20 protein-coding genes are annotated in these 25,128 nt (G+C 39.5%); 5 read left to right on the top strand and 15 right to left on the bottom strand.

Annotation, left to right across the window (positions count from 1 at the left end):
* Position 1 precedes the first annotated feature (1 nt).
* The 6 genes from J4N24_RS10140 to J4N24_RS10115 form a co-directional block, all read right to left on the bottom strand.
* Positions 2 to 1,363: a hypothetical protein gene (locus tag J4N24_RS10140; RefSeq protein ID WP_207533574.1), complete on the bottom strand. Its 1,362-nt coding sequence runs from the start codon at positions 1,361 to 1,363 to the stop codon at positions 2 to 4.
* Between the two features lie 117 nt (positions 1,364 to 1,480).
* On the bottom strand, positions 1,481 to 1,906 hold the full coding sequence (locus tag J4N24_RS10135; protein WP_207533573.1) for a hypothetical protein: 426 nt from the start codon (positions 1,904 to 1,906) through the stop codon (positions 1,481 to 1,483).
* A gap of 236 nt (positions 1,907 to 2,142) precedes the next feature.
* Positions 2,143 to 2,733 carry a Crp/Fnr family transcriptional regulator gene (locus J4N24_RS10130; protein WP_207533572.1) on the bottom strand — a complete coding sequence of 197 codons (591 nt, stop codon included), beginning with the start codon at positions 2,731 to 2,733 and terminating at the stop codon, positions 2,143 to 2,145.
* 70 nt (positions 2,734 to 2,803) lie between these two features.
* A complete protein-coding gene (locus tag J4N24_RS10125) occupies positions 2,804 to 5,107 on the bottom strand; it encodes a GAF domain-containing protein (protein ID WP_207533571.1) in 2,304 nt (767 codons plus the stop codon).
* 218 nt (positions 5,108 to 5,325) lie between these two features.
* Positions 5,326 to 7,383 carry a polyphosphate kinase 1 gene (gene ppk1 / locus J4N24_RS10120; protein ID WP_207533570.1) on the bottom strand — a complete coding sequence of 686 codons (2,058 nt, stop codon included), beginning with the start codon at positions 7,381 to 7,383 and terminating at the stop codon, positions 5,326 to 5,328.
* Between the two features lie 111 nt (positions 7,384 to 7,494).
* Positions 7,495 to 8,364 carry a pirin family protein gene (locus tag J4N24_RS10115; RefSeq protein WP_207533569.1) on the bottom strand — a complete coding sequence of 290 codons (870 nt, stop codon included), beginning with the start codon at positions 8,362 to 8,364 and terminating at the stop codon, positions 7,495 to 7,497.
* Positions 8,365 to 8,570: 206 nt separating this feature from the next.
* Between J4N24_RS10115 and J4N24_RS10110 the strand changes: the two genes are divergently transcribed.
* On the top strand, positions 8,571 to 10,262 hold the full coding sequence (locus J4N24_RS10110) for an FAD-dependent oxidoreductase (protein WP_207533568.1): 1,692 nt from the start codon (positions 8,571 to 8,573) through the stop codon (positions 10,260 to 10,262).
* 9 nt (positions 10,263 to 10,271) lie between these two features.
* Here the strand turns inward: J4N24_RS10110 and J4N24_RS10105 are convergent, their stop codons facing one another.
* Together J4N24_RS10105 and J4N24_RS10100 are read right to left on the bottom strand one after the other, a co-directional pair.
* Positions 10,272 to 12,767 (bottom strand): outer membrane beta-barrel family protein, encoded by a 2,496-nt coding sequence (locus J4N24_RS10105; RefSeq protein ID WP_207533567.1) that lies wholly within the window; start codon positions 12,765 to 12,767, stop codon positions 10,272 to 10,274.
* A 310-nt stretch (positions 12,768 to 13,077) separates the two neighbouring features.
* Positions 13,078 to 13,965 (bottom strand): ROK family protein, encoded by an 888-nt coding sequence (locus J4N24_RS10100; protein WP_207533566.1) that lies wholly within the window; start codon positions 13,963 to 13,965, stop codon positions 13,078 to 13,080.
* Between the two features lie 298 nt (positions 13,966 to 14,263).
* On the opposite strand from J4N24_RS10100, the gene J4N24_RS10095 reads away from it, so the two are divergent.
* Positions 14,264 to 14,506 carry a hypothetical protein gene (locus tag J4N24_RS10095; RefSeq protein WP_207533565.1) on the top strand — a complete coding sequence of 81 codons (243 nt, stop codon included), beginning with the start codon at positions 14,264 to 14,266 and terminating at the stop codon, positions 14,504 to 14,506.
* 41 nt (positions 14,507 to 14,547) lie between these two features.
* Here the strand turns inward: J4N24_RS10095 and wrbA are convergent, their stop codons facing one another.
* The gene (wrbA, locus tag J4N24_RS10090) at positions 14,548 to 15,165 is read right to left on the bottom strand and encodes an NAD(P)H:quinone oxidoreductase type IV (protein WP_207533564.1); all 618 of its coding nucleotides are present in this window, start codon (positions 15,163 to 15,165) and stop codon (positions 14,548 to 14,550) included.
* A 213-nt stretch (positions 15,166 to 15,378) separates the two neighbouring features.
* On the opposite strand from wrbA, the gene J4N24_RS10085 reads away from it, so the two are divergent.
* Entirely contained in the window at positions 15,379 to 16,077 is a 699-nt protein-coding gene (locus J4N24_RS10085; protein WP_207533563.1) for a GAF domain-containing protein, read from the top strand.
* Between the two features lie 57 nt (positions 16,078 to 16,134).
* Here J4N24_RS10085 and J4N24_RS10080 read toward each other — a convergent pair whose 3' ends face one another.
* Positions 16,135 to 17,850, bottom strand: coding sequence for a S41 family peptidase (locus J4N24_RS10080; RefSeq protein WP_207533562.1), 1,716 nt, complete (start codon positions 17,848 to 17,850; stop codon positions 16,135 to 16,137).
* A 145-nt stretch (positions 17,851 to 17,995) separates the two neighbouring features.
* A complete protein-coding gene (locus tag J4N24_RS10075; RefSeq protein WP_207533561.1) occupies positions 17,996 to 18,211 on the bottom strand; it encodes a hypothetical protein in 216 nt (71 codons plus the stop codon).
* Positions 18,212 to 18,407: 196 nt separating this feature from the next.
* Here J4N24_RS10075 and J4N24_RS10070 point away from each other — a divergent pair, with 196 nt between their 5' ends.
* Complete coding sequence (locus J4N24_RS10070; RefSeq protein WP_207533560.1) at positions 18,408 to 19,001, top strand: porin family protein; 594 nt, start codon at positions 18,408 to 18,410, stop codon at positions 18,999 to 19,001.
* Between the two features lie 57 nt (positions 19,002 to 19,058).
* On the opposite strand, the gene J4N24_RS10065 is transcribed toward J4N24_RS10070, so the two are convergent.
* Genes J4N24_RS10065 through J4N24_RS10055 form a run of 3 tightly spaced genes read right to left on the bottom strand, consistent with a single transcriptional unit; the run spans position 19,059 to position 22,226 of the window.
* Positions 19,059 to 20,921, bottom strand: a complete 1,863-nt coding sequence (locus J4N24_RS10065; RefSeq protein ID WP_207533559.1) for a M1 family metallopeptidase — start codon at positions 20,919 to 20,921, stop codon at positions 19,059 to 19,061.
* Positions 20,922 to 20,962: 41 nt separating this feature from the next.
* A complete protein-coding gene (locus J4N24_RS10060; RefSeq protein WP_207533558.1) occupies positions 20,963 to 21,658 on the bottom strand; it encodes a hypothetical protein in 696 nt (231 codons plus the stop codon).
* Positions 21,645 to 22,226 (bottom strand): RNA polymerase sigma factor, encoded by a 582-nt coding sequence (locus tag J4N24_RS10055; RefSeq protein ID WP_207533557.1) that lies wholly within the window; start codon positions 22,224 to 22,226, stop codon positions 21,645 to 21,647. The genes J4N24_RS10060 and J4N24_RS10055 overlap by 14 nt, the downstream gene beginning before the upstream one ends.
* 288 nt (positions 22,227 to 22,514) lie before the next feature.
* On the opposite strand from J4N24_RS10055, the gene J4N24_RS10050 reads away from it, so the two are divergent.
* Entirely contained in the window at positions 22,515 to 23,264 is a 750-nt protein-coding gene (locus J4N24_RS10050; protein ID WP_207533556.1) for a DUF4197 domain-containing protein, read from the top strand.
* A gap of 42 nt (positions 23,265 to 23,306) precedes the next feature.
* On the opposite strand, the gene J4N24_RS10045 is transcribed toward J4N24_RS10050, so the two are convergent.
* A complete protein-coding gene (locus tag J4N24_RS10045; RefSeq protein WP_207533555.1) occupies positions 23,307 to 25,085 on the bottom strand; it encodes a DUF885 domain-containing protein in 1,779 nt (592 codons plus the stop codon).
* Positions 25,086 to 25,128: the final 43 nt, after the last annotated feature.

The raw sequence follows: 25,128 nt of genomic DNA, 5'->3' as shown, positions 1-25,128 counted from the left end.
TTTACAATGCCCTGCTTTTCATCTTTTCAATAGCAGTTTTGTATTTCTCTGTGTATCGGTTGGAGCTTTTAGCTAATTTCAAAGCTTCTATTTCCATTTGTTCTGCTTCGTGATAGAACTCCAGCTTGTATAACAAATGAGCTAACGTATCATAGGTTTCAGGTAGGGGCTCCAGTTTAACAGCTTGTTTACTCCATGAAAGAGCTTTAATTAAAAGATCCTTATTTGTAGAGGAGTTGTAAACGGTCCAGGCTGCATTATTAAGTTCCATTGGTGCTCTGGCAATTAATCCAGCACGGGCTCTTTTCAAAACAAGAGTACTTCTGTCCGAATTGTAGAGAGCAGGTCTTTCATCAGCTTCTTCCTCAACTTTGCTCTTTAGTTCAGGATACAAAGCCCGGTATTTTTTCACACTATCTGTAGTAACCGTTAAGTAATTTCTTTCAATAAGAAAAGTAATATGGTTTAGTAATTGTGACGTATCTTTTATCGCGCTGTAGAATCTCGTTAACTCCTTCTCATAAATATACTGCGCATAGCTATAATCCTTGCTGCTCCAAAGGCCGCGCGCATGCTCTGCCGATTTCATTCCCAACATCCGATCTTTCTTTTTTACTGCTGCAGTAAATGTATTAAAACCCGTACGGCTGTTTATTTCCATACGTTCTTTTAATGTGAAACGAGCCCAGGCGCTATCTCTGAGTGACGTCCTGGAAGTAATCAGATTATAAAGAGGACTACCGTATACCAACCCTGTATGAAGCAGAAAGCCAATAACAGGAATTGATGTAACAGACTTTAGAGGTAATTGCTGAGCATATTCTTCCGCCAGCCAATGATTAAAATATATGCCTAAACTCTCCCGTTCCTTTATATATGATTTCAAAAAGGTCGTATCACGGTTTCCTTTCTTGTACTCCTGAACATACCAGGGGAGCGCTCTCTCTTCCCTAAACTTCTCAGCAGCAATTTTGAAATGAGAAGTAAGGCTGTCTGCACTTTTAAAATTCGGAAAGAAACGATAGAAAAGCTCGCCTTCTCCATTTACAAATAAAAGCAGCGGAGTGCGCTCTACTGGATATTTCTTCTTAATAAATTGCCTTATTGTATCCTCATCACTTGGTACAAAGTTTATAAAGTTCTTATTGAGAATAGTTGTAATACCTTTATCCTTCCTGATATTGACAAAGCTTGTTGGTACAGGAATCTTTTCAGAAGGTATTAGCAAAACACAAAGTGGTTTATTCTCACTCTTCGCCTTAGTCAAGGCAGAGCTAAAGTTGTTACTTTCAATTTTTAATGATTGAGCCACCAAGTTCTGAGAAATAAGAAGAAGTAGGATAAGGCGGAAACAAGATTTCATTTAGTGAAGGTTAAGAAACAAACTTATTAAATTCATGAGACAAAAGAAAAATCTCCTCCATTAAAAAAATGGAAGAGAAGCTTTAAGAGAGAGTATAAGTTTGTTTATAAAGCACTGTTATTCAAACCAGCTAGCTATTTTACTAATCTTCAATCCATCTTTTGCGTCAGTAAACGTAAGACGGGTAAATTTGGAAAAGCCCTCGTACTTCTGATTTAACAGTACTACCATCTGCCCTTCTTCATTTTCCAGCATCTGATAAGCAGTAGAACAATTTTGTTCTGCCTTTCCCGCAGCCCTTATCGCCTTTACCAAATCTGCTTTACCATAAGTCTTTATTTCTGTTCCGCGAACGAAACGGTAAGTAAGCGAATTATCCAAAATTTCTTCTACCCCTTCGGAGTCTCCTAAGCTTATTGCCCTAACATATTTATTTACCCTGTTATCTATACTTGATTTTGTTGTAGTTGGGATATCTGCTGCGAAAGCGCTGAAGGATAATACCATAAATAATGCTGCTGCGATAGTAGATAGAGTTTTCATATTCTTAATTTTTAAATACTTTGTTTCGTTTTGATGAATCAAAGGTATTGCAGAATATAAAGCCAGAGAATAAGAATTAGGCCGGTAAATAGGTCTTCCCGGTAAAGCACCGAAAGAAGTCGGTGAATTTTTTGAATTGATCTTTCACCGTTATCAATTAAAGGAAGAGCAATGCTAATATAAAGACGCAATTTAAAAAGTTTGATATTGATAAAGATCGTAGAGTAGATTTGGCACTATTTTAACCTTGTAATTAACTGCTTCCGAATTCTGCTCAGAGTTTCAGGAGTTATCCCCAGGTAAGAAGCTATCATCGTCTGTGGGAAACGCTGTAAAAGGGCAGGATAAGTATTCTCGAGCTCCAGATACCGTTCCTCAGCGGAAAGACTAATGGAAGCGTGCATTCTTCGCTGACCGGCAATCATACCTCTTTGATCCATTACCTGTATCATTCTGTTTACTGCAGGAACAAGGGATCTTAATTCCTGAATAGATTCATTTGTTACCAGAAGTAACTCTGTATCTTCAACAGCATCAATATTATACTTACTAGGAGTAAGCATAACAAAGCTTTCATAATCACCTGCCCACCAATTTTCGATACAAAGCTTTACAATGTGTTCATTACCAGATTGGTCTACGGAATACTGGCGCATACTACCTTTAACAATAAACCCCGTATACTTACACACATCTCCTTCCTGCAGGAAATACTGACGCTTCCTAAAACGTTTAGGTTTGAAGGCATCCAGTATAAGAGTAAATTCTTCATCTGTTATATCAATAGATGAATATTCAGTGATGTAATTTCGGAGACTGTTGTACATGGCCAAAGAAAAAGAAAGACCAATATCCTATTTTTTTGCTTAAGTAGAAGAAAACAAAACAGCAATGATTCTACAAAACAATACCTACACGAAGAGCCTTTAAACCATTAACGCCCTGAAGCTCTTCTAAATCGAGCTCCTCCAGATCATGCTCAAGAATACCCTTCTCCTGCAATCTATGGATGTAGGCTTTATATTCATCCTTTTCTGCTTCGTGAGCGTAAACAATGGCAATTTTTTCTGGCTGCGTAAGTCTTTCATCTGTACCATCAATATGCACTTTGTCTATACGTTTCTTAACTACCTGATAGCGTATGCTATATCCACCATCTACGTCAAATCGCTTCTCGTCGTTACGATAACTGATATCAATAGGATGAGAATGGACAAAAATCAGCTGAGTAGTAAGAAGGGGTTTAGGGAGCGTAGGAGCAAGACGGCTAGTTATCCGCCCTATCTCTGCCATGCTTTTAACCTGCCACAACCTAAACGCTTCTAAATGATTTCTATTAAAAGCCCGCTCTGGAACGATAGATTGTCCCAGGTAAATATCGTACTCTACACCATCTGTTCGAAACTTATCAAAGTAATGAGAATATTCCCTTTGAAGATCTTTCTGATCTTTCAAAAGGGTCTGATTGATCACTGCGTTAACTTTTTGCATCGATAGTTCCAGTTCCCTGCGGTTTTTATGTAAAATACCTTTACTGTGAGAATTCTCGATAAAGTAGTCATTAATCACTTCAGCTGCCGGTTTAGAACGTTCTGCTATGGCAGAAAGAACCGGATGTATGTCGCTTTCCAGAACATGATTAAATTGATGTTCGTCTTTTCCTGATTTGTAGTCATCAAAATGCTGCCGCCAATCCGGAAGACGCTCCTCTAGCTCCTCGCCCTCCTTCAAATTTATTAATAGATCAAAAGTCCTCTCGAGGTGATTTATAGTCTGGCTTAGATCTTCGAATGCTGCTTTATTTCTTTCGACAGTAGATTGCCTGATATCAATAGCTCCATAAAAAGGATATAAATCCTTAAAGACAATTCGAGCTGGCTCCTGGCTATGTTCCTGCATCTGTTTCCAAACAGCTTCGTTAAATTTCCATTTGACAGAAGTTTTTAAGGATGTATAATTATCCCTTACTGCATTATCAATCGTGTTTTGGAATTCCTCTCCAGTTTGCTCCAGTAATTGTGCAACATAAGGAAGCGCAGGCTTCAACCTATTTGTCAACAATTTAGATAGCACAATTTGCTCTTTCGAATACAATTCAAGGGCGCCTATCATTTTTTTCTTAAACAATATAGGTACAAGTGCGAATGCTTCTATACCTGATTGTCTTAATATTCTTCTAAGCACTGGGTCACCACTACCCTCCCCAGATAAATTGTTTAGAAAGATTGCTCTTCCATTATTTCTATATCTTTCTACATGCTCGTGAAAATAGTTCTGCGAAACCCTGTAACTCCGGGCAGACGACATTAAAATGCTGTTGGTACAGCTTTCATTTAAATAAACTGTTTTACCATTAAGCTGCAAGAAAGGAAGCAATCCAAAATCTACGTGAGCAGTTCCAACCAGAGATTGGAGAGCAAGATTCAAAGCTTCGTAGTCAAGTTCTAACGTTTGCTGAACGAGAATATCCTTGAGGCTCTCTATGGCGTGTTCAGAAGTGATATCTTCAAGTTCAAGAATAGAAAAACCCTTAATACTAAAAGAGGAAAGAGGTAGAATTTTCTCTAGTTTCTCCTGACCATCGACCTCCCACAGCCAACTCTCTAACTGTTCGGGGCTTACTTTAGGCAAAGGTTCATGATGACTAACCTGAATAAAGCGAGTGTCAATATTAACCTTGTAATATATAGGCTGATTGTTAAGTGGATTTACTGTTTGAATATAGGAATCACTATTAACACCGGCAGATATATTAAATAACTTTTGAAGTATAACCCGATACATAAAAGCCTTCTCTTTATCTGAAAAAATATTTTTTGCATCGAAGGCTCCAGCTATAGTGCAATTTGATTCACACGCATGAAAATTATAAAATGCATCAGTGCTAAGCAGGACTTTCGAAGGAATTGGAGTTGCCAAAGCCCATAAATGATCATCTTCTGCAGACACAAGGGGCGTAAGAAACATGTAGATGAGCTCCAACAACTCGGTGTATTTGCTCAGTTCTTCTACTTTAATTTCCTCTACTATATCTAGTTCTCCTTTGAATTTACTGGCCAGGCTTTTGTAAAATGATGCTTTAACTCCTTGTCCTGCCGCTAAACCTTCCATGTATGAAATGAAGGGTTCAAAAGAAATACTACTGCCAGGATGATTAATTTCTTTATCGATTAGGCTTAGATCTAGTATTTCTGTTCTCATAAAAGCATCAATTATTATTTACAAATATGCTGATTGCAGCCTTTACATACGTAATACTTAAGCAAATAGATGCAGAAACCTGTAATGGACTGACATCCCGTAAATACCATGCTATTATATGAGTAAGGAGTTTCATATTGATCTGTGTTTGCTTACAAATTTCGTTTTAACACGAATTGAAAAGGTTACCACAGATCAAAAATTGACATTGATATAAGTCAAGATGACGTAGAAAATTGAGATGCGCTCTGCTTCAGGTATTCGTAGATTTCGTACTGCGAACTTAGGGGCTCCGTACCCCTGTCCAAAGTAAGATTTCGACCGTGTGCGTCTATTTCAACAGCTTGCATATTGTCTCTTAATTGAAAATTCAATAATCGCCGAACTGTTTGCTTAATATCCTCGTCGTACAATGGGAAGCAAACCTCTATTCTTCTATAGATATTCCTATACATCCAATCTGCCGACCCCATATAAATTTCGGTATGACCGTTATTAGCAAAGACAAAGATACGGCCGTGTTCCAAATACCTGTCAATAATCCTCCTGACTGAAATATTTTCACTTAGCCCGGGAAGGCCCGGAATTAAACGGCATATTCCTCGAACGATCAAAATAACTTTGACCCCTGCCTGAGAGGCTTGATAAAGCCTCGCGATAAGCTTCTCTTCTTCTAGATTATTCAGCTTGATCATGATCTGGGCCTCCAGACCCTGCTTTGCATGGTGTATTTCCCGGTCAATTAGTTGAAGAAAACGTTCCTGCAAATTAAATTGAGCCACCATCAAATGCCTGAAGTCAATGAAATCTTCAGCTTCCGGCTTTCTTCGCTTCTCAAGGAAAAGAAAAAGTTTCTCTACCTCGGTAAGCATATCAGAATTAGAGGTAAGCAGGATATGATCAGTATAAAAATTTGCGGTTACTTCATTGAAGTTACCAGTGGAGAAGATTCCAACATTCCTGCCATTTCTTCTGGTAACGAGAGCAATTTTAGCATGTACTTTTAATGAAGGGATGCTATAAATGATCTTTATCCCCGCAGCTTTCATTTTCTTTGACCACTTAATATTATTGGCTTCATCGAACCGTGCTTTCAACTCCACAAATACTGAAACCTTCTTCCCATTTTTAGCCGCTGTAATCAAAGCATTCGCAATTCTTGAGTCCGTAGCAAGACGATAAACGGTGATATAGATATTATCCACTGAGGGATCAGCAGCCGCCTCATTGAAAAATCTTACTACATTATCGTAAGATTGAAAAGGAGCGTTAATTAGGATATCTTTTCCTGCAATCATGTCCAGAAGCAGTTTTCCTGAGTCGACAACAAAAGGAACTGCAGGCCATTTATTAAAAGACAGCTTGCTGTTTTTTACCGGGAAGGATGACAAGTCTTTCAAATTGTGGTATCTGCCTCCTTCAACAAGGGTAGCTTTTTCAAACCTTAAAAATTCTACGAGGATATTCAGGCTTTTAGCAGGAATCGAAGCATCGTATAGCAGGCGGGTTGCAAAACCATAATCCCTTTTCTCAATTTGCTTTTCAATTTTCTCAGCCAGATCACCTTCGTATTCATCTGCAATATCTAATTCGGCATCACGTGTAACTTTAAATGAATACACTTCCTTAAGATGCTCAAATCCTGGGAGTTTCGAAAGATTATACCTGATTATATCATCAATAAAAACAACATAATGTTTCTCCCCCGAAGACAGGTACCAAAAACGGGGAACATTTTCAGATGGGATAACTATGATGAATGCTTTCTCCTCATTCGACCCGTCCAGTGTAATGGCAAGCTGATAGAGCTTGTTATTCTCTGGAAAAAAAGATTCACTTTCGCTTATTGGTACAATTTGAAGGAAAGCAAGAAGATGAGTGAAAAAATAGTCCTCTGCCCGTGTTGCAACTTCATCAGGTAATCCTTGTTTATAGATAAGCTCTATTCCATCCTCATTTAAGCGTGGAATGATCCTTTCTAATATTTCCCCATAGAAACGCTGCTGAATTGTAATCGTTTCATTAATAGTATCTATAACATCGGGCAAAACCAGCAACTCATCCCTTGAAGCTTTCTTTTTATTAATCTTGCTTAAAGCGCGAACAGCGGGCATACGAACGCGGTAAAATTCATCCAGGTTGCTTGAATAGATCGACAAAAATTTTAGCCGTTCCAATAAAGGGATATATTCCTTCGCCGCTTCGAGTAAAATACGTTCATTGAAAGAAAGCCAGCTAAGGTCCCTGTTAAAAAACGAGGATAGAGGTAAGCTCATAGATCAATTTGTCTGTTTGTTGCATCTCCCTGCCGAACAATAGTATAGCAGAATAAGTTTTAAGCAAAAACGCTGAGGTTTGCAGATTTCATCCTAACATACGTGTTTAGTTTATTTATTGTAGTCAATCTTTCCGTAGTGGCCGTTGAAAAAACCGCTATAAGCTTCAGCAATTTCGCCGCGGGTATTCATAACAAAAGGCCCTTCAGCTACGATTGGTTCCTCGTATGGAGCGCCGCCAAATAGGATAATGTGCCCCTTCCCGGAACCTTTATTAGCCAAATGAATTTCATCACCAGCTTCCTCAAATGCGAGCAACTCACTTTTTGCAAATACCTGGCTGTTCACTGAAATCCCTTCTGCTGGAAGAAAAATAGCGTACTCTAAACCCATTTCAGCTCCAAAAATATACTCTGACTGAGGATCTAGTTGAATATGGTAGATAAAGTGTGGAGTATAGGTTTGAACTGGAGAGCTTTTGCCTTCAAATTCTCCTATAATTACTCTTATTGTCCCACCTGTAATACTCAGCTCAGGCACATCTTCCGACTGTAAACCAAAGTAAGCGGGATCTTCAGCTTTATTTTCAGAAGGAAGGTTTATCCAGAACTGTAAGCCATGAAAGACGCCTCCTTTTTGCTGAAACTCCGGTGTAAAGCCTTCATCGTGAATAACTCCGTTGCCTGCTTTCATCCATTGTGCCCCCCCTGCTTTAACAATTCCATGATTGCCTGCGCTGTCGAAATGCTCCAACTCTCCATTAAAAAGATAACTGAAGGTTGCTATTCCACGGTGTGGATGAGCAAATTTTCCATCATTGGGAGAAGGTGTTGTAGGATATTGATTATAGGGATAAATATGATCGAGAAATACAAAGGGGCCAACAGCATGGATATATCGATTAGGTAACACGCGATTAACCTTTAATTCTCCTACCAGAGCATCTGTTCCGCCGTAAACGGCTGCAATTCTTTTTTCCATGGCTTCCTATGTTTTGTTGTTTTGTATACCACAAAGTTGCTTCCCGGCAACCATCTTTACCATGAGGTATGCTAAGAAAGACTATTGACAAATGTCAAGTGAATTGTTAGACTTCAGATAAATTCCTAGGGCCCTCGTAATATTTTCAGAACGAGAACTCTTTGCATCTACTGGTGTTTAAAAGAATTAGTATCATTTTTTAACATATGTCTTCTAATCCTCTTATCCCTGCTACAAACCCAAGCGATCCATACAATAGACAGAGTCAAACCTTTCCTGTATTAAGAGATGATCAGGTTGAAAGGGCCAAGCCTTTTGGAACAATACATACCTATTCAAAAGGCACCATTCTTTTTGACCGGGGTGAAAGAAGTGTAGATTTTGTAATTGTACTTAGTGGTTGTATTGAAATTTACGAACATGTTAAAGATGGAACACGGGTAATTACGGTTCATGAAAAGAACGAATTTACTGGAGAACTAGACCTGGTTAATGGAAGGGAAATACTGGTAGGGGGCCGAATGGGCGCTGATGGAATAGTACTTAGAATTAGCAGGGAGCAGTTTAGAAAACTAATAGCAGCCGAATCAGATCTAAGCGAAACTATTCTTCAGGCTATCATTTTAAGAAGACGCGGATTAATTGCTCATAATCAGGCATCTGTTACCATTATCACCTCAAACCATTCTGCTGATCTTTTAAGGATAGAGCGATTTCTCAAAGGCAATGGTTATCCACTGGAAATTATAGAATACACGGATCCCCTGGCGACGACTTACATAGAAAAGTATGATATTAAAGAAGAAGACCTCCCTTCTGTATTTCTATATAATCGCAATGAGCTTTTGAAAAGACCAGGCAATTTGAAACTGGCTCAAGCACTTGGATTATCGGAGGAAATTAAAGAAGATCATATATACGATGTAGCTATTATAGGTGCTGGGCCTGCCGGCTTGTCCGCAGCGGTATATGCAGCAAGTGAGGGCTTGAGCACTGTGTTAATTGAGTGTGAAGCGCCCGGCGGCCAAGCTGGAACAAGTTCCAAAATTGAGAATTATCTGGGCTTCCCATTAGGTATTTCTGGAGAAGACTTGTCAGGGCGCGCTCAGGTGCAGGCGCATAAGTTTGGGGCCACCATTGCTCTACCTTATGTTGTTGAGAATATTGATTGCAGTACGAGACCCTACAAACTTTCGCTTGACCATCATTGCCGAATCCAGAGCCGTGCTATTATTATAGCTTCTGGTGCACGTTATAGCAAATTAAATTTACCCGAGGAAGAGCGTTTTGAAGGAGCCGGAATTTATTATGCAGCTACAGCAATGGAGGGTGATATTTGTAAAGACGAAGAGATTATTGTTATTGGCGGGGGAAACTCTGCAGGTCAGGCCGCCGTATTTCTTACCCGCTTTGCCAGCCATGTTCATATTCTTATCCGGAGAGAAGGCCTGGAGGCAACCATGTCTGATTATCTTATTCAGCGCATTAAAGCGTCCGGGAGAATTTCAATTCACCCATACACTGAAGTTACAGAACTTCGGGGCGAACAGTCCCTTGAAGAGGTGACATGGAAGAACAATCAAACAGGAGAAACCGAGAGTAAATCTATCCGGCATCTCTTTCTGATGATAGGAGCTTTGCCTAACACTAGTTTTATCAACCGCTGTTTATTACTTGATAAAAAGGGATTTGGTGTTACTGGCCAGGCAGCTGCAGAATCGGAGTCATGGACATTGCAGCGGGCCCCGATGATGTTAGAGACAAGCATTCCTGCAGTTTTTGCTGTTGGAGACGTACGGTCTGGTTCAACAAAGCGCGTAGCATCTGCTGTTGGAGAAGGAGCCATGGCCGTTAGTCAGCTACACCAGGCTTTGGTTGAACTGGCAGATATGGGATAGATTTAATCGTTAAAAACCACCCTCGTCCTGGAACTGATCCTGGTTATTACTTCTATCAGATTTCTTCTTCTGCGGTAAGTCGGACTTACCGAAGCGGTAGCTAAATGTGAGCGTAGCCATTCTTCCCTGCATCCTTCTTTGAGATTCTCGCGAGAACAAATAGGTATCCGTTAAGAAACCCCATTTTCTTGTATTAAATACATCCCTCATATTAAAGGAGAGACTGCCCTTTTTATTCATAATGTCAAGACGTAAGGCCGCGTCGGTTCCCCACATCGCCTTACTTTTTCCCTGCGCAGTTACACGAGGTGCATCATAGTTAGCATTAATCTGACCTGACAGAACCTTGGATAATTGAAAATTACTGATGATGTTGGAGTTCCAGTTTAAACCGCTGTTTGGTTGTATATTATTCTCCGGACTACCAAAGAATTTATTATAGAAAAGATTAGCGTTTGCCGTTATATTAAATCCCTTGGAGAATTCAATTCGACCAATCAGTTCAAGTCCCGCTGCCCTATTTCTGGTAAGGTTTATAAATTGAGTGAGTGTAGTTGCGCTATCGATAGAACTTTGAACCCCCTCTACAACATCATTCACCTGCCGGGCGAAAGCCGAGGAAGTAAGGGTAAATGCACCAAAAGATCTCATATAACTTAACTCAAAAGAATGAATATCCTCTGGCCGAAGATTTGGGTTTCCAACACGAATATTATTAGGATCAGAAAGGTCACGAAAAGGATTTACCTGCCATCCCCGCGGCCTGTTAACTCTGCGGGTATAACTTAACTGAAGCTGATTTCCCCCGCCTAATTTTTGTGTTAAAAAGACACTGGGATATATTCTAAAGTACTTTAGGTTTCCAGGTTGGGATGTTTTTTGAAAGGTTGTAGTATCTACGCCCTCATAGGTAGTATTGAGATAAGCTTGTTCTGCACGAAGACCTACCTGGAACCCAAATCTTTCTGTAATCTGATTTTGGTAGCTTCCATATGTAGCATGGACTATATCTTCCAGAGAAAAATCGTTGGTTTGAGTATAATCAGTTCGGTAGCTATTCGTGAAGACGTTGAACGTTCTGGAAAGCTGGGATGCATCTTCACGGCGTATTGTCGTTCTATAGCCTGTTTCCAACTTTTGAGTCTTGGTAAGTGGTATAGTATAGTCAACCTGAATATTATAATTCTTAGCAAGCTCATCTCCGTCGTTCGTTCGCCTGTCTAAACGACTTGCCAATGGAGTGCCGTTTGCCGCAAAAAAATTCTGTTCCAGGCTCTGAAACTCATCCTCGCTACTTCTTCCTAGGCTCATGTTTGCAGTCAACTCCTCGCCCTGACGTTTGAATTTCCGGCTAAAATCCAGATTCAAATCGTATCCGGTATCTTTATCGTCTTCCTGTGATGTTCTAAAACTTGTGCTATCCCTGCCGTTGTTAAAGTTCCTATAGAAATAGTTGATATCCTCATCCCTATCTCCGTTTCTCACATTAATGTTTCCGGAAAAGCCTATCGTTGTTTTATCATTGATATAATAGTCTATTCCTGCCTTAGCAGTATTTCCTGTGTTCTGCCTTTTGCCATCCAGGCTATTATTAATAGCGCTATTGTTGTTAAAAAACAGCGTGTTATTGTACCCAGCTCCTATTCGAGTGCCGTACCGAAAACTGTAATTGCCATAAACGTTTACATTTCGATCGCGATAACTCAAATTAGCATTAACATTGTAATTGTCCCGGTTACCCGCAGAAAGGGAGACTGCACCATTGATGCCCACCTTTTTATTTTTCTTTAATACAATATTTATAATTCCGGTCTGCCCCTCGGGATCATACTTGGCAGAAGGGTTTGTAATAAGTTCGATGTTCTCAATTGAGCTAGCTGGCAGCGATTGCAGGACTGTTGCTATATCACCTCCCCCAATGGCGGAAGGCTTTCCATCAATTAATACCCGTACACTTCCAGAACCGCGTAAACTTACATTACCATCAATATCTACAGCAACAGTAGGTACGTTGGCTAAAAGGTCTGTAGCTGATCCTCCTTCACTAACAAGACTTTGCTCTACATTGAAGACTTTGCGATCAATACCTAATTGCATATTGCTTCGCTGCGCCTGAACAACCACTTCTTTCAACACATTAGCTTTTCCCTGGCTAAGCTGAATCGCGCCGAGATTAATTAGAGGAGTAGTTTGAGACAATACTAAACCAGTGCGACTGAAAGGGTTAAAACCCACAAAACTTATCTTGAGGGTATAGTTTCCTAAAGGTAGATTGCTAAAAACAAAATCACCATCTGTTCCTGACCTTGTCGATTTGACAGTTTTTCCACTTTCAGGATCCACTACTACTACAGAAGCAAAATCAACGGGTTTGCTTGTATTGGCCTCTACTACTTTTCCTCTTATGCTTCCTTCTGATCCTGTTTGCGCTGTAGCAGGCAACAAGGCTGAAAAAAAGGCAATTAGGAATACCAAAAGAGCTTTATTAGATTTATAGCTATTCATAAATTTATGGTCGAAAACGGTTAGCATTCTCTCAAAGAACGTGCAAAGAAAAGGGTAATTTCCCAATGGCTACGGGGGTAACTGCTTTATTACAACGTGAAACATGCATCCTAGTTAGATTATAAGGAAAGAGCCGGGGATGGACCCCAGCTCTTAAGTGTTTCATAGGTATATGTAAGTGATGTACTCCCATATGCCAGAACCGTGCCATGACACGGATTATACTTGCGAATTTCTTTTCAAATCCTCTTTAGAAGGCATATTGTGTCCTGCTTTTAGTACTCCTGCTTCGGTTCGTATGCATCGAAAACTAAGAGTGCAGTACTTCTGTACTCCATAACGAAGCTGTGCCAATTACATAAGCCTTTTCTCCCAGGATGGCTTTAATAATAGGAGTCTTAAATCCCATAGATTGTACGTGATTTGTTGCTATATCAAAGAAAAAACGGTTAGAGCTTTCCATCTGTCCTCCGATACATATAGCTTCAGGACGTTCGTCGTGTATTATTCCAGCAATAAACTCTCCTAAGTTGGTTCCGAACTCTATAAAGGTCTGTTCAACATATTGGTTAGCATTTCTTTTCATTTCTACAAGATCAGCTACTTCTAATCCAGTTAGTTCATGGAAGCGTTTTAGTAGCCATCGTTGTGATAAGTAATCCTCTGCTATTGACTCCCCAAAAGGTGATTTCCATAGATTAGCATCCTCCACTATACCTTCTTTATATCTTGCTGTACCTAAGCCTACTCCTAAGGTTATTCCAAAAGATTTTTGATATCCTCGCACCGCTCCGGCAAAGACCTCACCCTGAAAAAAACATGCATCTACGTTTCCTATTCTGATATGCTCTTTTGGCAGAAGCAATTTATCACCCAAAACTTCTTTCAAATTAAGCTTATAAAGACCGCCATACCGCTTAGGGTCGTTACCCAGATAAATGCCGCTTTCATAATCAAGTAAATTTGGAATTCCAATTCCAATCCGGATATTACCAGACGTTCGATGAGCTAAAACCTCACGAAAGCAATCAGCCCATGCATCAATAATCTCATCAGCCTCACCAGATGGGTTTACTCGCTTTCGACGTAATGTTTGATCTATCACTCTACGTGTTTGAAAATCGACTATCCCAGCCGAAATGTAGCGGTCTTCAATAGCCGCACCGATAATGTTTAGTTCTTCGCGTGACTGTGTCATTTATTCTACTTAGGTTCTTAATAGGAATGCTTCACCTTCATTTCCTGTAACTAATGTTTTAGAAATAAAAGCAAATAGTAGTTTATTAAATTGTTAGATAGTTAGCAGAGGGCCAACGTTGGCATAAAAATAACAAATATTTCGTAATCCTATCAATAGAGCTTGGAAGTAAAAATAAATTTAACCGATTGAAGTAAAAATTTCCTATTGATCGATCTGAGCAATAAAATGAAATTATATAACTCTTTTGGTAACATTTTTTCTGGAGGGCCGTATAAATCCCTAACCTTGCACGTCCATGGATATCTACACTTTTCTATCACTTTCTAAAGAAGAACAAGCTAACGCAATTGCTGCTACTGACTGCCTTTCAGAACGCCAAGAGGCATTGTTTAAAGTGAAGTTATATGCGATGTCAGACTTTTATGTGGAGATGTTTTGTACTGAGGGAGAAGGAGAAGTTGTGAAATTTAAAGCTTTCAAAAGTCGGAGACTTCTGGTACCCTATTTAGATAATTTTATGGCTTCAGTATTAGCTTAAACGAAGCTAAAAATAGCTTCGCTTAGCCAACACCATATTATTTAAATCGTAGTGTTTTTTCCAGTCTTGACCCACTTAGCCACTTCAACAGTTCTCTCAGCCTGATGAGCAACAGCGTCTTGGGTACCTTGCTGAATTGCATCCTGTGTAACAGTAACACTCGTTCCATAAGGATTACCGCCAGCTCCAAAAATAACCTGGGAAGTATATCCAGGAGCAGCAATAATTGCTCCCCAATGAAACATGGTTATATAAAAAGACAATAAGGTGGATTCCTGGCCTCCATGCGGATTCTGAGCACTAGTCATTGCACTTACTACCTTATTGGCTAGTTTTCCCTGAAACCACAACCCGCCAGTCGTATCAATAAATGAACGAAATTGAGAAGGAGGATTTCCAAACCTTGTTGGAAAACTGAAAATCAAAGCATCCGCCCATTCCAAATCCTCAAGAGTTACAGTTGGTACACTTGCGGTAGCCTGAACATGTTCAGCCCACGCGGGATTGGATTGAATGGCAGCATCCGGAGCAGTCTCGGCTATTTTCAAGATCCGTGCTTCTGCCCCTGCCCGCTTTGCTGCTTCCGCGGCCCATTGTGCCAATTGATAATTTGTACCTGTAGAACTGTAATAGATTACTGCAAGCTTTACGTTTTCCATAAATTTTTTCTTATTGTTTAGTATGAACAGCAAAGCATAGCGAGGGTTTTTATTGAAAGTCTAAATTGTTTTTATAGACATAAAGAACTTGCGGGCAGGATCGCCATCCGAATGAAAGGCATGCTAATGAAGGTTCTCCTGAAAGTTCAATTTTGCACATCTTTTATTATTGAAAAACGTATAAAGCCGGATATCATTAGCTATTATTAACGCATGAGCGAAAAAGGGAAAGAAGATCAAAGACTAGCTGCTACCAGACGGTATCTAAATTTTCACATAAACCGGGAGAAAGAGTTAGAGGACATTACGATGCTTGCTTCCACAATCTGCCAGGCTCCTATTGCATTGATCACCTTAATGGATGAAGATGTTCAATTCATCAATGCGCAGACGGGGGCAGACATCAGAGAAATGCCACGAAAAACTTCTTTTTGTACGCACGCTATTGAACAGGATACAATAATGGAGGTGAAAGATGCCTCGCTGGATATCCGTTTCGCGGATGCCCCGGTTGTTGCTAATGATCCTCACATTAGATTTTACGCCAGTGCTAACCTTAGGTCATACGATGGTTACAACGTTGGAACTTTATGTGTGTACGATGTATCTCCTAAAATTCTGACTGAACAACAAAAGCAACAGCTGGAAGTTCTTGCCAAGCAGGTAAGCCATATTATGGAGCTAGACCGGACATTGAAACAGTTACAGGCTCAGAACGATATACTAAGAGAAATTGCATGGGTTCAATCTCACGAGCTACGGTCTCCTGTTTCTGCTATCATAGGTCTCGTCGCTGCTTTCAAAGAGAATGATTACGCAGTAGACAAAGAATATTTTCTACTGCTTGAAGAAGCTACCATTCAACTTGATGAAAAAATCAGAATGATTGTAGACAAAACTAATTCCATATAAAAAAGAAGGGTTGTTTGAATAATTCAAACAACCCTTCTTTTTAAATACTATTATTTGTTACCGACCGCCTAAGCTGGCTGACACGGTGTTTCCTGGCTTACCAATAGACTTATAAGAGCCTGATCCTTGAAGAATAGAGGCAAGCAAATTTCTGTTTACCAGAACTCCCGCAGCAGCCTTCAACTCTTCATCATACTGAAAGCTTTGTTCGATCCTTCCTTTTTGAAAGCCATATCTTCCGGCAATTTCCGTTTCCAGTATCCTGCGAACTTCTTCTTTGAACTGTGTAAGATCGTTCTTCTTGCTAAAAGACACTTTATTTTTTAAAGCTTCGAGCTCAGCTTTAACTTCTGACAATTTGTTCTCCTTTTCAGCCTCCGCGCGCAACTCATTCAACAACTTTTCGGTTCTGGTACTATAGTCTATATTTTTATCAGCTACAAAAGTTATGAAACTATCGTAATCTGCTTCAGTCAGCTTAAAGGCCTTGATATTTCCGATAGAGGGCTTCTGTTTTCTATAACTGGTTGCAAAGTCAAAGATGTAATATTTACTGAGAAGAGTTTGAGTAATAGGGCTCAATTTAATAGGATTGACTGCAACATCAGGATATATACCACTTCCATCAAATACCGACCTGCCATTTTTAGTTTTATATTCTGTTATTAAAGAGTCCGCAACCTTCTCAACACTACCATCTACTCCCCTATGTGCATAATCAAGAGCTTGGATACATCTTCCTGAAGGCGTGTAATATTTAGCTACAGTAACCTTTATAAGACTATTGTAGGGCAGATTAAAAGTCTGTTGTACTAATCCTTTTCCAAAACTTCTCTGCCCGACAACTACAGCACGATCCAAATCTTGCAGAGAGCCGGCAACAATTTCTGCCGCAGAAGCAGAGCGGCTGTTAATAAGAACAACCAAAGGAAGTTTAGCAGCTAAAGGACCGTCGAATGTTTTGTAGCTAATTGTCTTTTCCTTATTTCGCCCCCTTTGGGTTACAACTGTAACATTTGGATCAACAAACAAGTTGACGATCTTTACAGCTTCCTGCAAAATACCTCCACCGTTTGAACGAAGATCAAGCACCAGGCCTTCTGGGTTATTCTTGAGTATTTCTATCAAAGCTACTTTTACCTCGGAACTAGAATTTTCGAGGAACTTATCAAGTTTTATATACCCAATATTATTAGCCACCATACCAGAATAGGAGACGTTTGTTTGCGTGATCTCTTCTCTTTGTAGAGACTTTTCGAGGATACCCTCACCTGTTCTGTTAATCGTAATTTTTAAGGGGGTATTCTTTGGCCCTTTAAGCATTGAGCTTACTTGCTCATATAGCTTGCCTTTTAGCGATACACCGTTTATCTGAACAAGTTCATCGCCTGCTCTTATATCTGACTTTTGAGCAGGGAAACCTTCGAATGTATCAGCAATGATAAATTTGCCATTCCTGTTTTGAACACTAGTACCGATACCACCGTACTGTGTACTAACATACTTCATTTTGTAATCCTCAATATCCGATTCCTGTACATACTCGGTATAAGGATCAAGGCTGTCCAGCATGGCATCTACCCCTGTTTTCATCAATGTAGACGGGTTAATATCATCTACATAGTTTAGATTAATTTCTTTATAAAGGGAAGCAAAGATGTCAATGTTCTTGGAGTACAGAAAGAGATCTTCCCGAAAGGAAAAAGAAAATACAGCTAAACCTAAACAAGCGCCAATTACAGAATTTTTGAACAAGCCTTTGCGTTTTTTCATAAATGTTTTCCGCTAAACGTATCATTAAAGCAGATACGTAAATTTAAAATAATAGATGATTATTTAAAATGGGTAAAACCATTTTAAAGCCTTTACGAAAAGACGATCAAAAGGTTATGAAAAAACGGTGTCCTTGCGACAGGAATTAAAGAATGTTCGTATCTATATTGGCTAATCCTTTCTTCAAGGTAAACACAACATATTCCCTCTTCCTTTTTAACCTCACCATTAAATGCTGTATCAACTTCTCTTCCTCTCCTGGTAAATAGGCCAAATCTTCATCTGAAAGATCGCGATACTTACGTCTAACCTTCAATTTTAGTCTATCCCAGTCTTCTTTACTTATTGTGATTTCTGCCATAATTCTCTTTCATAAACGCCGCCTACAGGCAGCGGAAGTATATCAGCCTTTATTGGAAAAAAACCTGATGTTCTACTGTGACAAAAGTAAAAAAATAAGCGTCTTATTGTAAAGTAAATCCTTGTGTTGGCAAGCAACTTTTATAATCTAAGTTTGTTCTGAAGAAACCGTATTTAAAACACTAAAATTAAAGATCATGAAAAAACATTTTTTAGCTGCAATAACACTTCTTATAAGTCTGTCAGCCTCAGCGCAATTACCTAAAGTTAATTTCGGTTTAAAGGGTGGTGTAAATATTTCAAAACTTCAAGCTGACTGGGCAAAAGAAGATAATAGATTAGGGTATCAAGCTGGGGTTTGGGCTCGAATTGGAGCAGCAGGCTTTTATGTTCAACCGGAAGCATATCTCGGAAGTAAAGGTGGCGAACTAAATGCCAACGAAAATGACAATAATGTTTCCGGCGATGCTAAAATCAAATTTACAACGCTTGATGTGCCTATTCTAGTTGGAAACAAGATTGGAGTTGATAAGTTGAACTTCCGATATATGGCGGGTCCTATCTTAAGCTTTGTTCTTGACAAGAATGCAAAAACAAATCTCAGCAATGCGACTAACTATAATGACTATAAAAACCAGACTATTGGCGCGCAGGCTGGTATAGGAGTAGATTTGGGAAATGTAACAGTCGATTTAAGGTATGAAAAGGGCCTTACTAATATTAGCAAAAGCGGTAAATACGACCAGAAACAGAACTTATGGCATATAAGCCTGGGATATAAGTTATTTTAAGTCTTTAATTTATCCCGGACGCAGGCAATCTAATGTAGTCCGGGATAAATAATATGATTACTTCAAAAGCTCGTCAATAGTAGAATAGGCTACGGCGTGATAATTAGGACGAGCTTTTTTGTAAATTCTCCTTGCCCATTCCTTCCCTTCCTCTGTTTTAACCATCTCTTTGTACAGTGGAATCAGAAATTTTCTTCTTCCAACATTTATTAGAAACTTCTCTATTGCTGCAACTGCTGGTTGATAATTGTTTTTGATAGCATGCATGTACCACGCGCACTGAATCTCCGCGTTATGAGAATGTGTGAAAAGGAAAGCCTGATCAAGCTGTGCCATATCCTTTTTATCAAGGCTGTCTGGCAATACATTAAGGAGATAGAGCTTCTCATTTGCTAAAGAAATTTGAGACTTTAATGAATTTATAGGAAGCCTGTCTCTGTTTGCATTCAATAAGGAGTCAATAGCTAAAAACTTTTCTGAGGAGGGCTTTATTAAATTATCGGGCAAGCCTGCTTCGTAAAGCCATTCAGACATTTTTAACTTATCGCTCAGTTTTGGATCTTTCACAAACAGATTCTTCTGAACATATAATACAAAATCTTCTGTTGTGATAGATTTGAATTTGTGAGACTGAAAATACTCAGTTACAAATGCATCGAAAGCAGTGCGACCCAAGGCCAGTTCCATAACCTTCAAAAATGCATATCCTTTTTCGTAAGGGATATCCGTTACTCCTTCGTCCGGATCTCTTCCTGCGAAGTTCCCTTTCAGCTTAGTATCTTCGCTTTTAGGTCCAAGTTCCTCTATAGATGCCTGCAACGCTTTAAAGCCGATAGCTTCTTGCATCATAGCTTCTTCCCTTCCATATACGGTTTCAACAATCCTTCTTTCGAAGTAGGTGGTAAAACCTTCGTTAAGCCAGAAGTCATTCCATGTAGCATTAGTGGTAAGGTTTCCACTCCAGCTATGAGCAAGTTCATGAGAGATCACACTAACCAAAGATCTATCTCCAGCGATAATTGTTGGAGTAGCAAACGTAAGCATGGGGTTCTCCATCCCCCCAAAGGGGAAAGATGGAGGTAGTACCAGTACATCGAAACGGTTCCACAAATAGGGCCCGTATAAGCTTTCTGCAGCTGAGACCATCTTGCCCATATCTGAAAACTCCCAGGCAGCCCTTTTTAAGGTAACAGGTTCGGCGTACACTCCTGTTCTGCTATCTATGCTTTTAAACTCAATATCACCCACGGCCAAAGCAAGAAGATAAGAAGGGATAGGATTGGGTTGCCTGAACTGATAAACACCGGATGAATTTTTCTTCTGAGGATTCTCGGCACTCATTAGAGCTATCATTTCCCTGGGTACGGTTACTTTAGCAGTGTAATTAAAACGAATAGCCGGACTATCCTGACATGGCACCCAGGTGCGGGCCAAAATGGCCTGAGATTGAGTAAAAAGAAAAGGCTGCTTCTTGCCAGCGGTTTGCTCTGGATTTAACCACTGGAGAGCAGCAGATTCTTTAGTTGTTTTATACCATATAGTTACCTGCTTTGTTCCCGGCTCTATTTTAACATTAAGGGCTTGACCTAAAAATGTATCTTTTTTTCCTAAGCTGAACTTTGCATCCTTTTTTGCATCCAAGATCACCTTCTCAATCTGCATTTGCCGGGTATCGAAAATTATTGAATCTGTGGCAGTAAGATTTTGAATCTCCCAGGTTGCTTTTCCTGTCAGAATTCGAGAAGAGAAATCAACCGCTAGTTCAAGATCGAGGTGTTTTACAACTGCATCTGTCGGAATAGAATAAGAATGGGGATCTGACCGATCGGATAGATCTGTTTGGGCTGTTTTTTTAGTATGATCTTTATTAGATTGACAAGCAGCAAACAAAATACAGAGACAAAGAGCAAGTTTCTTCATAAAAGGAAATTTAAGAAGAAACAACAAAGTACGAAAACAGTCTAGTTTTTTCTCAAATCAATTTTGAGCCTGATCTCCTGACTGCCACTATATTCCCAGGTAGGACCCTGTTTCACCAGCCGTATGGCTTCTCTATTTAACTCTTCTGTAAGTCCACTAATTACTCTTATATCTCCAGGACTCCCTGCGGTTGTTACCTTGAAAGCTAAAGTAACTTCCGAGTCAGCACCTGGTAGAGACGATAGTTTTTTATTCTCCCGAAGATACTTTTCAAATTTCTCCCAGCCACCTGTTGGCCTTGCTGGTACTTCGTTTTGTAACATCCTTTGGTCTTTATTGGAAGTATACTGTTTCACACTATCAGGATGCATTAAACTCACATCTACTTTTCGTTCCTTATCTGCTGCTTTATTTTGATTCCAGCTACCTTTCATCCAAAAAAGAATACTGGCACTAATAAAAAGCAAACAAGCTGCTGCTGCAACACTTATGCGTTGCCACCCAAAATGAAAGGCGTTCTTCTGCTCCTGCTGCACAGCGATACGTTCTTCAAGCTGCTTCTGCAATAAACTTAATTGTGAACTAGCCGGTTTGTCTGTTCTGATGTAGCCTTCAAGAGCATCGGCAAGAAAAGGATCATTTAAAGCTTGTCGTTCAAGCTCATGCATTCTCTTTTCATCCAGCTTGCCCTGAATGTATTGCTCGATGAGGCCATATGTAATTTTATTCGTTTCCACTGTTCTTCTCCATACAAATTTTTAGATTCCGTTTGCCATTCTGAATATAGCTTTTCACTTTGTTCGCATCAAAGCCGGTTATATCTGTCACTTCCTTATAACACTTTTGTTGCAAATAAAACAACTCAACGCATACCTTTTGTTCTGTGGGTAACTTCTCCAGACACCTCCCCATCTGCTTCAGTTGCATTTCCGTTAGATCATCCCCCTCAGCAGATTGAAAATACGGCGTTTCCAAACCAGCATCATCTAGGTTCACAAATTCGTGCTTACCAGTGACCCTCAACTCCATCAGGCAGTAATTTCTGGCAAGGGTATACAACCAACTTTTGAAATTACTCACCTCATGTACCTTTAATTTCTTGATGAGCTGTTCAAATATTTGCATTACAGCATCTTTACTTAACTCTTCATCTTTAAAATACTTTAAACATAACCCATATAGTAAAGGCATATAACGTTCATATAACCTCCCTAATACTTCAAGATCACCAGAATTTTTGTAATGGGCAAGTAGATCAGCCTCAGTGGCTTTAGGGTCAATAGTTTTATGACGGATGAATCTCAAGACTCCTGGCTTATTTTTGTTTATTTTGGGGAAAGTTAATTGTTTTTTAATAGCTACGAAAACCTTCTGCCAATTGCTTATCTATTTATACATCTTTTAAATGTAAGTTTTATTAGTGATGCATAAAATCAACAAATCGCACAATTTTTTTAAATTTTATTTACTCCTAGTACCATATTATGACATCTAATTTTTATCCTCGTTGATTATTACAATTTTTGCCACCTCTTTTAAGTATCGATTAAACCAATACTTAAATCCCAGTTCTTACAATAACACACACGAAAAATGAAACAGATAAAACTTTTAGTAGCGGCTGCGAGCTTAGTGATATTTAGTGGCTGTGATACGTTAAATCAAGCTGCTCAACAAGTGATTACACAGGGAACAGGCGGTTTAGGTGGCGTTAATCCAAGTGCGACAGAGATTGCATTAGGATTAAAACAGGCTCTTGAAACCGGGACCGGTTACAGCTCTGAAAGACTAGCTACTCAAAACGGTTTTTTAGGAAATGCAGCGATTAAAATACTTTTTCCACCAGAAGCTCAAAAAGCAGAAAGAACGTTAAGAAGCCTGGGACTTAATTCCCTTTGTGATAATGTAGTTACCAGCCTGAACCGCGCTGCAGAAGATGCAGCTAAAGAGGCTAAACCAATCTTTATAAGTGCTATAAAGCAGATGACCATTGCCGATGCATCTAATATTTTACTTAGTGGGCAAACGGATGCTGCTACTCAGTATTTTAAACGTGTTACTACCGCTCAACTTTCGGAAAAATTCCGACCTGTGATTCAAAATAGTCTTGGAAAAGTAGGAGCAACAAAATATTGGGGAGATGCCGTTACACGGTATAATCAAATTCCGCTAACTTCGGATATAAACCCCGACCTGACTGGGTATGTCACTCAAATGGCAATAAATGGTCTTTTTCATGAAATTGCCCAGGAGGAACTAAAAATCAGACAAAATATTTCCGCCCGAAACACTTCTCTTTTACAACGGGTTTTTGGATATGCCGACCGCTACAAAGGGCAATAGTAAAAAAACAGGTATCAGACATTGCCTCTGATACCTGTTTTTTTATTTCATGAATGTACTATTCATCTTTGCTTCTACGATTTCTAGCGGCATACACCCATCTTTCAGGAACTCATCATGGAAGTCTGTAAGTTTAAATCTCTTGCCCACCTTCTCAGAATATCGGTTCCTCAACTCCCTGATTTTTAAAGCTCCTATTTTATAGGAAAGCGCTTGCCCTGGGACGGCCATGTACCGCTCCACTTCAGCAACCGCCCCCTCTTCTGAAATAGCTTCGTTTTCCATCATAAATTTAACTGCTTGCTCACGAGTCATTCCCTTTGCATGGATACCTACATCAACTACTAATCTAACCGCTCTGTGCATCTCATCTCCCAAGGCTCCCATATATTGATAGGGATCTTGATACACGCCTAATTCTTTTCCCAAAGATTCACAGTACAATGCCCACCCTTCCCCGTAAGCTCCATACCAGGCAAATCTTCTAAACTTTGGAAGATCCTTATTCTCCTGCTGAAGGGATATCTGGTAGTGGTGGCCGGGAATTGCTTCGTGAAGGAAAAGTGACTCCATTCCAGAAGTGATATTAAATTTTTTTGCATCAATTATCGGGATATAAAATATTCCCGGCCTCGAGCCGTCCGGGGAACCTTGCATGTATTCTGCACTTGCGGAAGCTGCTCTGAATGCCTCGGTCTGCCGGATTTCAAAAGGAGTTTTAGGTTTGTTACCGAAGAGGCGGTTTAGGTTTGGCTCAATATGCTCCTGAATCCCTCTAAAGGCATTGAGTACGTCCTGAGGAGTTTTAAAGGGCATAAACCTTGGTTCATTTCGCATATACTCAAAGAAAGACTTAAGGTCTCCAACAAAATTCGCTTCCTTCTTAACACTTTCCATTTCATCTCTTATCCGCTTTACCTCCTCAATTCCTGTTTGATAAATCTCCTCTGGAGACTTGTTAGTAGTAGTCCAGTATTTAACCAGGTATAAATAATCTTCCCTCCCTTCAGGAATACCAGAAATGCCCGCAGAAGGCCTGGCAGCGAGATAATATTCCTTTTGCAAAAAATCCCTTAACTTCTTATAGGAAGGAATAATGTCTTTTGAAATTGCCTGCTTGTAAGCATTTGTGAACTCAGTCTTCTCCTCTTTACTAAAACCATCAGGCATTTTTTTTATTGGCTGAAAGAACAAGCTTTTTTCAGCATCAACAACAATCATTGCTTCCATCTGAGGAATCATCTTTTTCACCAGCGGGCGGGGCAAGACCACTCCCGTACGCATTCCTTTACGAAAATTAGCGATTGCAGAATCTGTCCAAACACTAAAGCCTTTTACTCTACTTAACCAATTCCTATAATCCTGAGGGGTTTTGAAAGGTTGATAGCTATCGCCTGAACCGAGTTGTCCCATAGTAAGAGGCAAACCCCAAAATTGCTGGGTTGGAATCATCCATAGATTAGTTTGCAAACCTTCAAGCTGTATTTTCATTTCATACTTGAAAATATCGTAGCTTAACTTATTATCCTCGTTCAAATCTTCACGATTAAAGCTATCTAATCTGCTTAGGTAAGTTTGATAAAATTGCTTTAAGGTATCTCGAAATCCCTGAGTCTGATCATTTTGAAGAATATGATTATATCTGCTGTCTCCCTGCTGAGTTGCGTCAAGGGGGAAAAGTTTTGATCGAGCTTCCCAGTAAGAATTGAAAAATTCAGAAATATTTTTCTTCTTCCTTTCTTCCGCGTTGTTCTGTTTGTTTTGAGTACAGGCGAAAAAGAGAAACGCTATAGGAACAAAAAGTATGTGTCTAAACCTCATTAACATTTTTTTAGTTACAATTTCTTAATTATTTTAACATTTA

The organism is Desertivirga arenae (assembly GCF_017355785.1).
Classification (GTDB): Bacteria; Bacteroidota; Bacteroidia; order Sphingobacteriales; family Sphingobacteriaceae; genus Desertivirga; species Desertivirga arenae.
Note: the sequence above shows the minus strand (reverse complement) of the source record. Positions and strands in the feature narration are given on the sequence as shown.

What these genes read in the sequence shown, in the direction of transcription:
- ppk1 (WP_207533570.1), bottom strand. Translation starts at nt 7,383, where the DNA reads ATGAGCTTACCTCTATCCTCGTTTTTTAACAGGGACCTTAGCTGGCTT.
- J4N24_RS10110 (WP_207533568.1), top strand. Translation starts at nt 8,571, where the DNA reads ATGTCTTCTAATCCTCTTATCCCTGCTACAAACCCAAGCGATCCATAC.
- J4N24_RS10100 (WP_207533566.1), bottom strand. Translation starts at nt 13,965, where the DNA reads ATGACACAGTCACGCGAAGAACTAAACATTATCGGTGCGGCTATTGAA.
- J4N24_RS10130 (WP_207533572.1), bottom strand. Translation starts at nt 2,733, where the DNA reads ATGTACAACAGTCTCCGAAATTACATCACTGAATATTCATCTATTGAT.
- J4N24_RS10125 (WP_207533571.1), bottom strand. Translation starts at nt 5,107, where the DNA reads ATGAGAACAGAAATACTAGATCTAAGCCTAATCGATAAAGAAATTAAT.
- J4N24_RS10080 (WP_207533562.1), bottom strand. Translation starts at nt 17,850, where the DNA reads ATGAAAAAACGCAAAGGCTTGTTCAAAAATTCTGTAATTGGCGCTTGT.
- J4N24_RS10065 (WP_207533559.1), bottom strand. Translation starts at nt 20,921, where the DNA reads ATGAAGAAACTTGCTCTTTGTCTCTGTATTTTGTTTGCTGCTTGTCAA.
- J4N24_RS10045 (WP_207533555.1), bottom strand. Translation starts at nt 25,085, where the DNA reads ATGAGGTTTAGACACATACTTTTTGTTCCTATAGCGTTTCTCTTTTTC.
- J4N24_RS10075 (WP_207533561.1), bottom strand. Translation starts at nt 18,211, where the DNA reads ATGGCAGAAATCACAATAAGTAAAGAAGACTGGGATAGACTAAAATTG.
- J4N24_RS10105 (WP_207533567.1), bottom strand. Translation starts at nt 12,767, where the DNA reads ATGAATAGCTATAAATCTAATAAAGCTCTTTTGGTATTCCTAATTGCC.
- J4N24_RS10115 (WP_207533569.1), bottom strand. Translation starts at nt 8,364, where the DNA reads ATGGAAAAAAGAATTGCAGCCGTTTACGGCGGAACAGATGCTCTGGTA.
- J4N24_RS10050 (WP_207533556.1), top strand. Translation starts at nt 22,515, where the DNA reads ATGAAACAGATAAAACTTTTAGTAGCGGCTGCGAGCTTAGTGATATTT.
- wrbA (WP_207533564.1), bottom strand. Translation starts at nt 15,165, where the DNA reads ATGGAAAACGTAAAGCTTGCAGTAATCTATTACAGTTCTACAGGTACA.
- J4N24_RS10140 (WP_207533574.1), bottom strand. Translation starts at nt 1,363, where the DNA reads ATGAAATCTTGTTTCCGCCTTATCCTACTTCTTCTTATTTCTCAGAAC.
- J4N24_RS10135 (WP_207533573.1), bottom strand. Translation starts at nt 1,906, where the DNA reads ATGAAAACTCTATCTACTATCGCAGCAGCATTATTTATGGTATTATCC.
- J4N24_RS10095 (WP_207533565.1), top strand. Translation starts at nt 14,264, where the DNA reads ATGGATATCTACACTTTTCTATCACTTTCTAAAGAAGAACAAGCTAAC.
- J4N24_RS10070 (WP_207533560.1), top strand. Translation starts at nt 18,408, where the DNA reads ATGAAAAAACATTTTTTAGCTGCAATAACACTTCTTATAAGTCTGTCA.
- J4N24_RS10085 (WP_207533563.1), top strand. Translation starts at nt 15,379, where the DNA reads ATGAGCGAAAAAGGGAAAGAAGATCAAAGACTAGCTGCTACCAGACGG.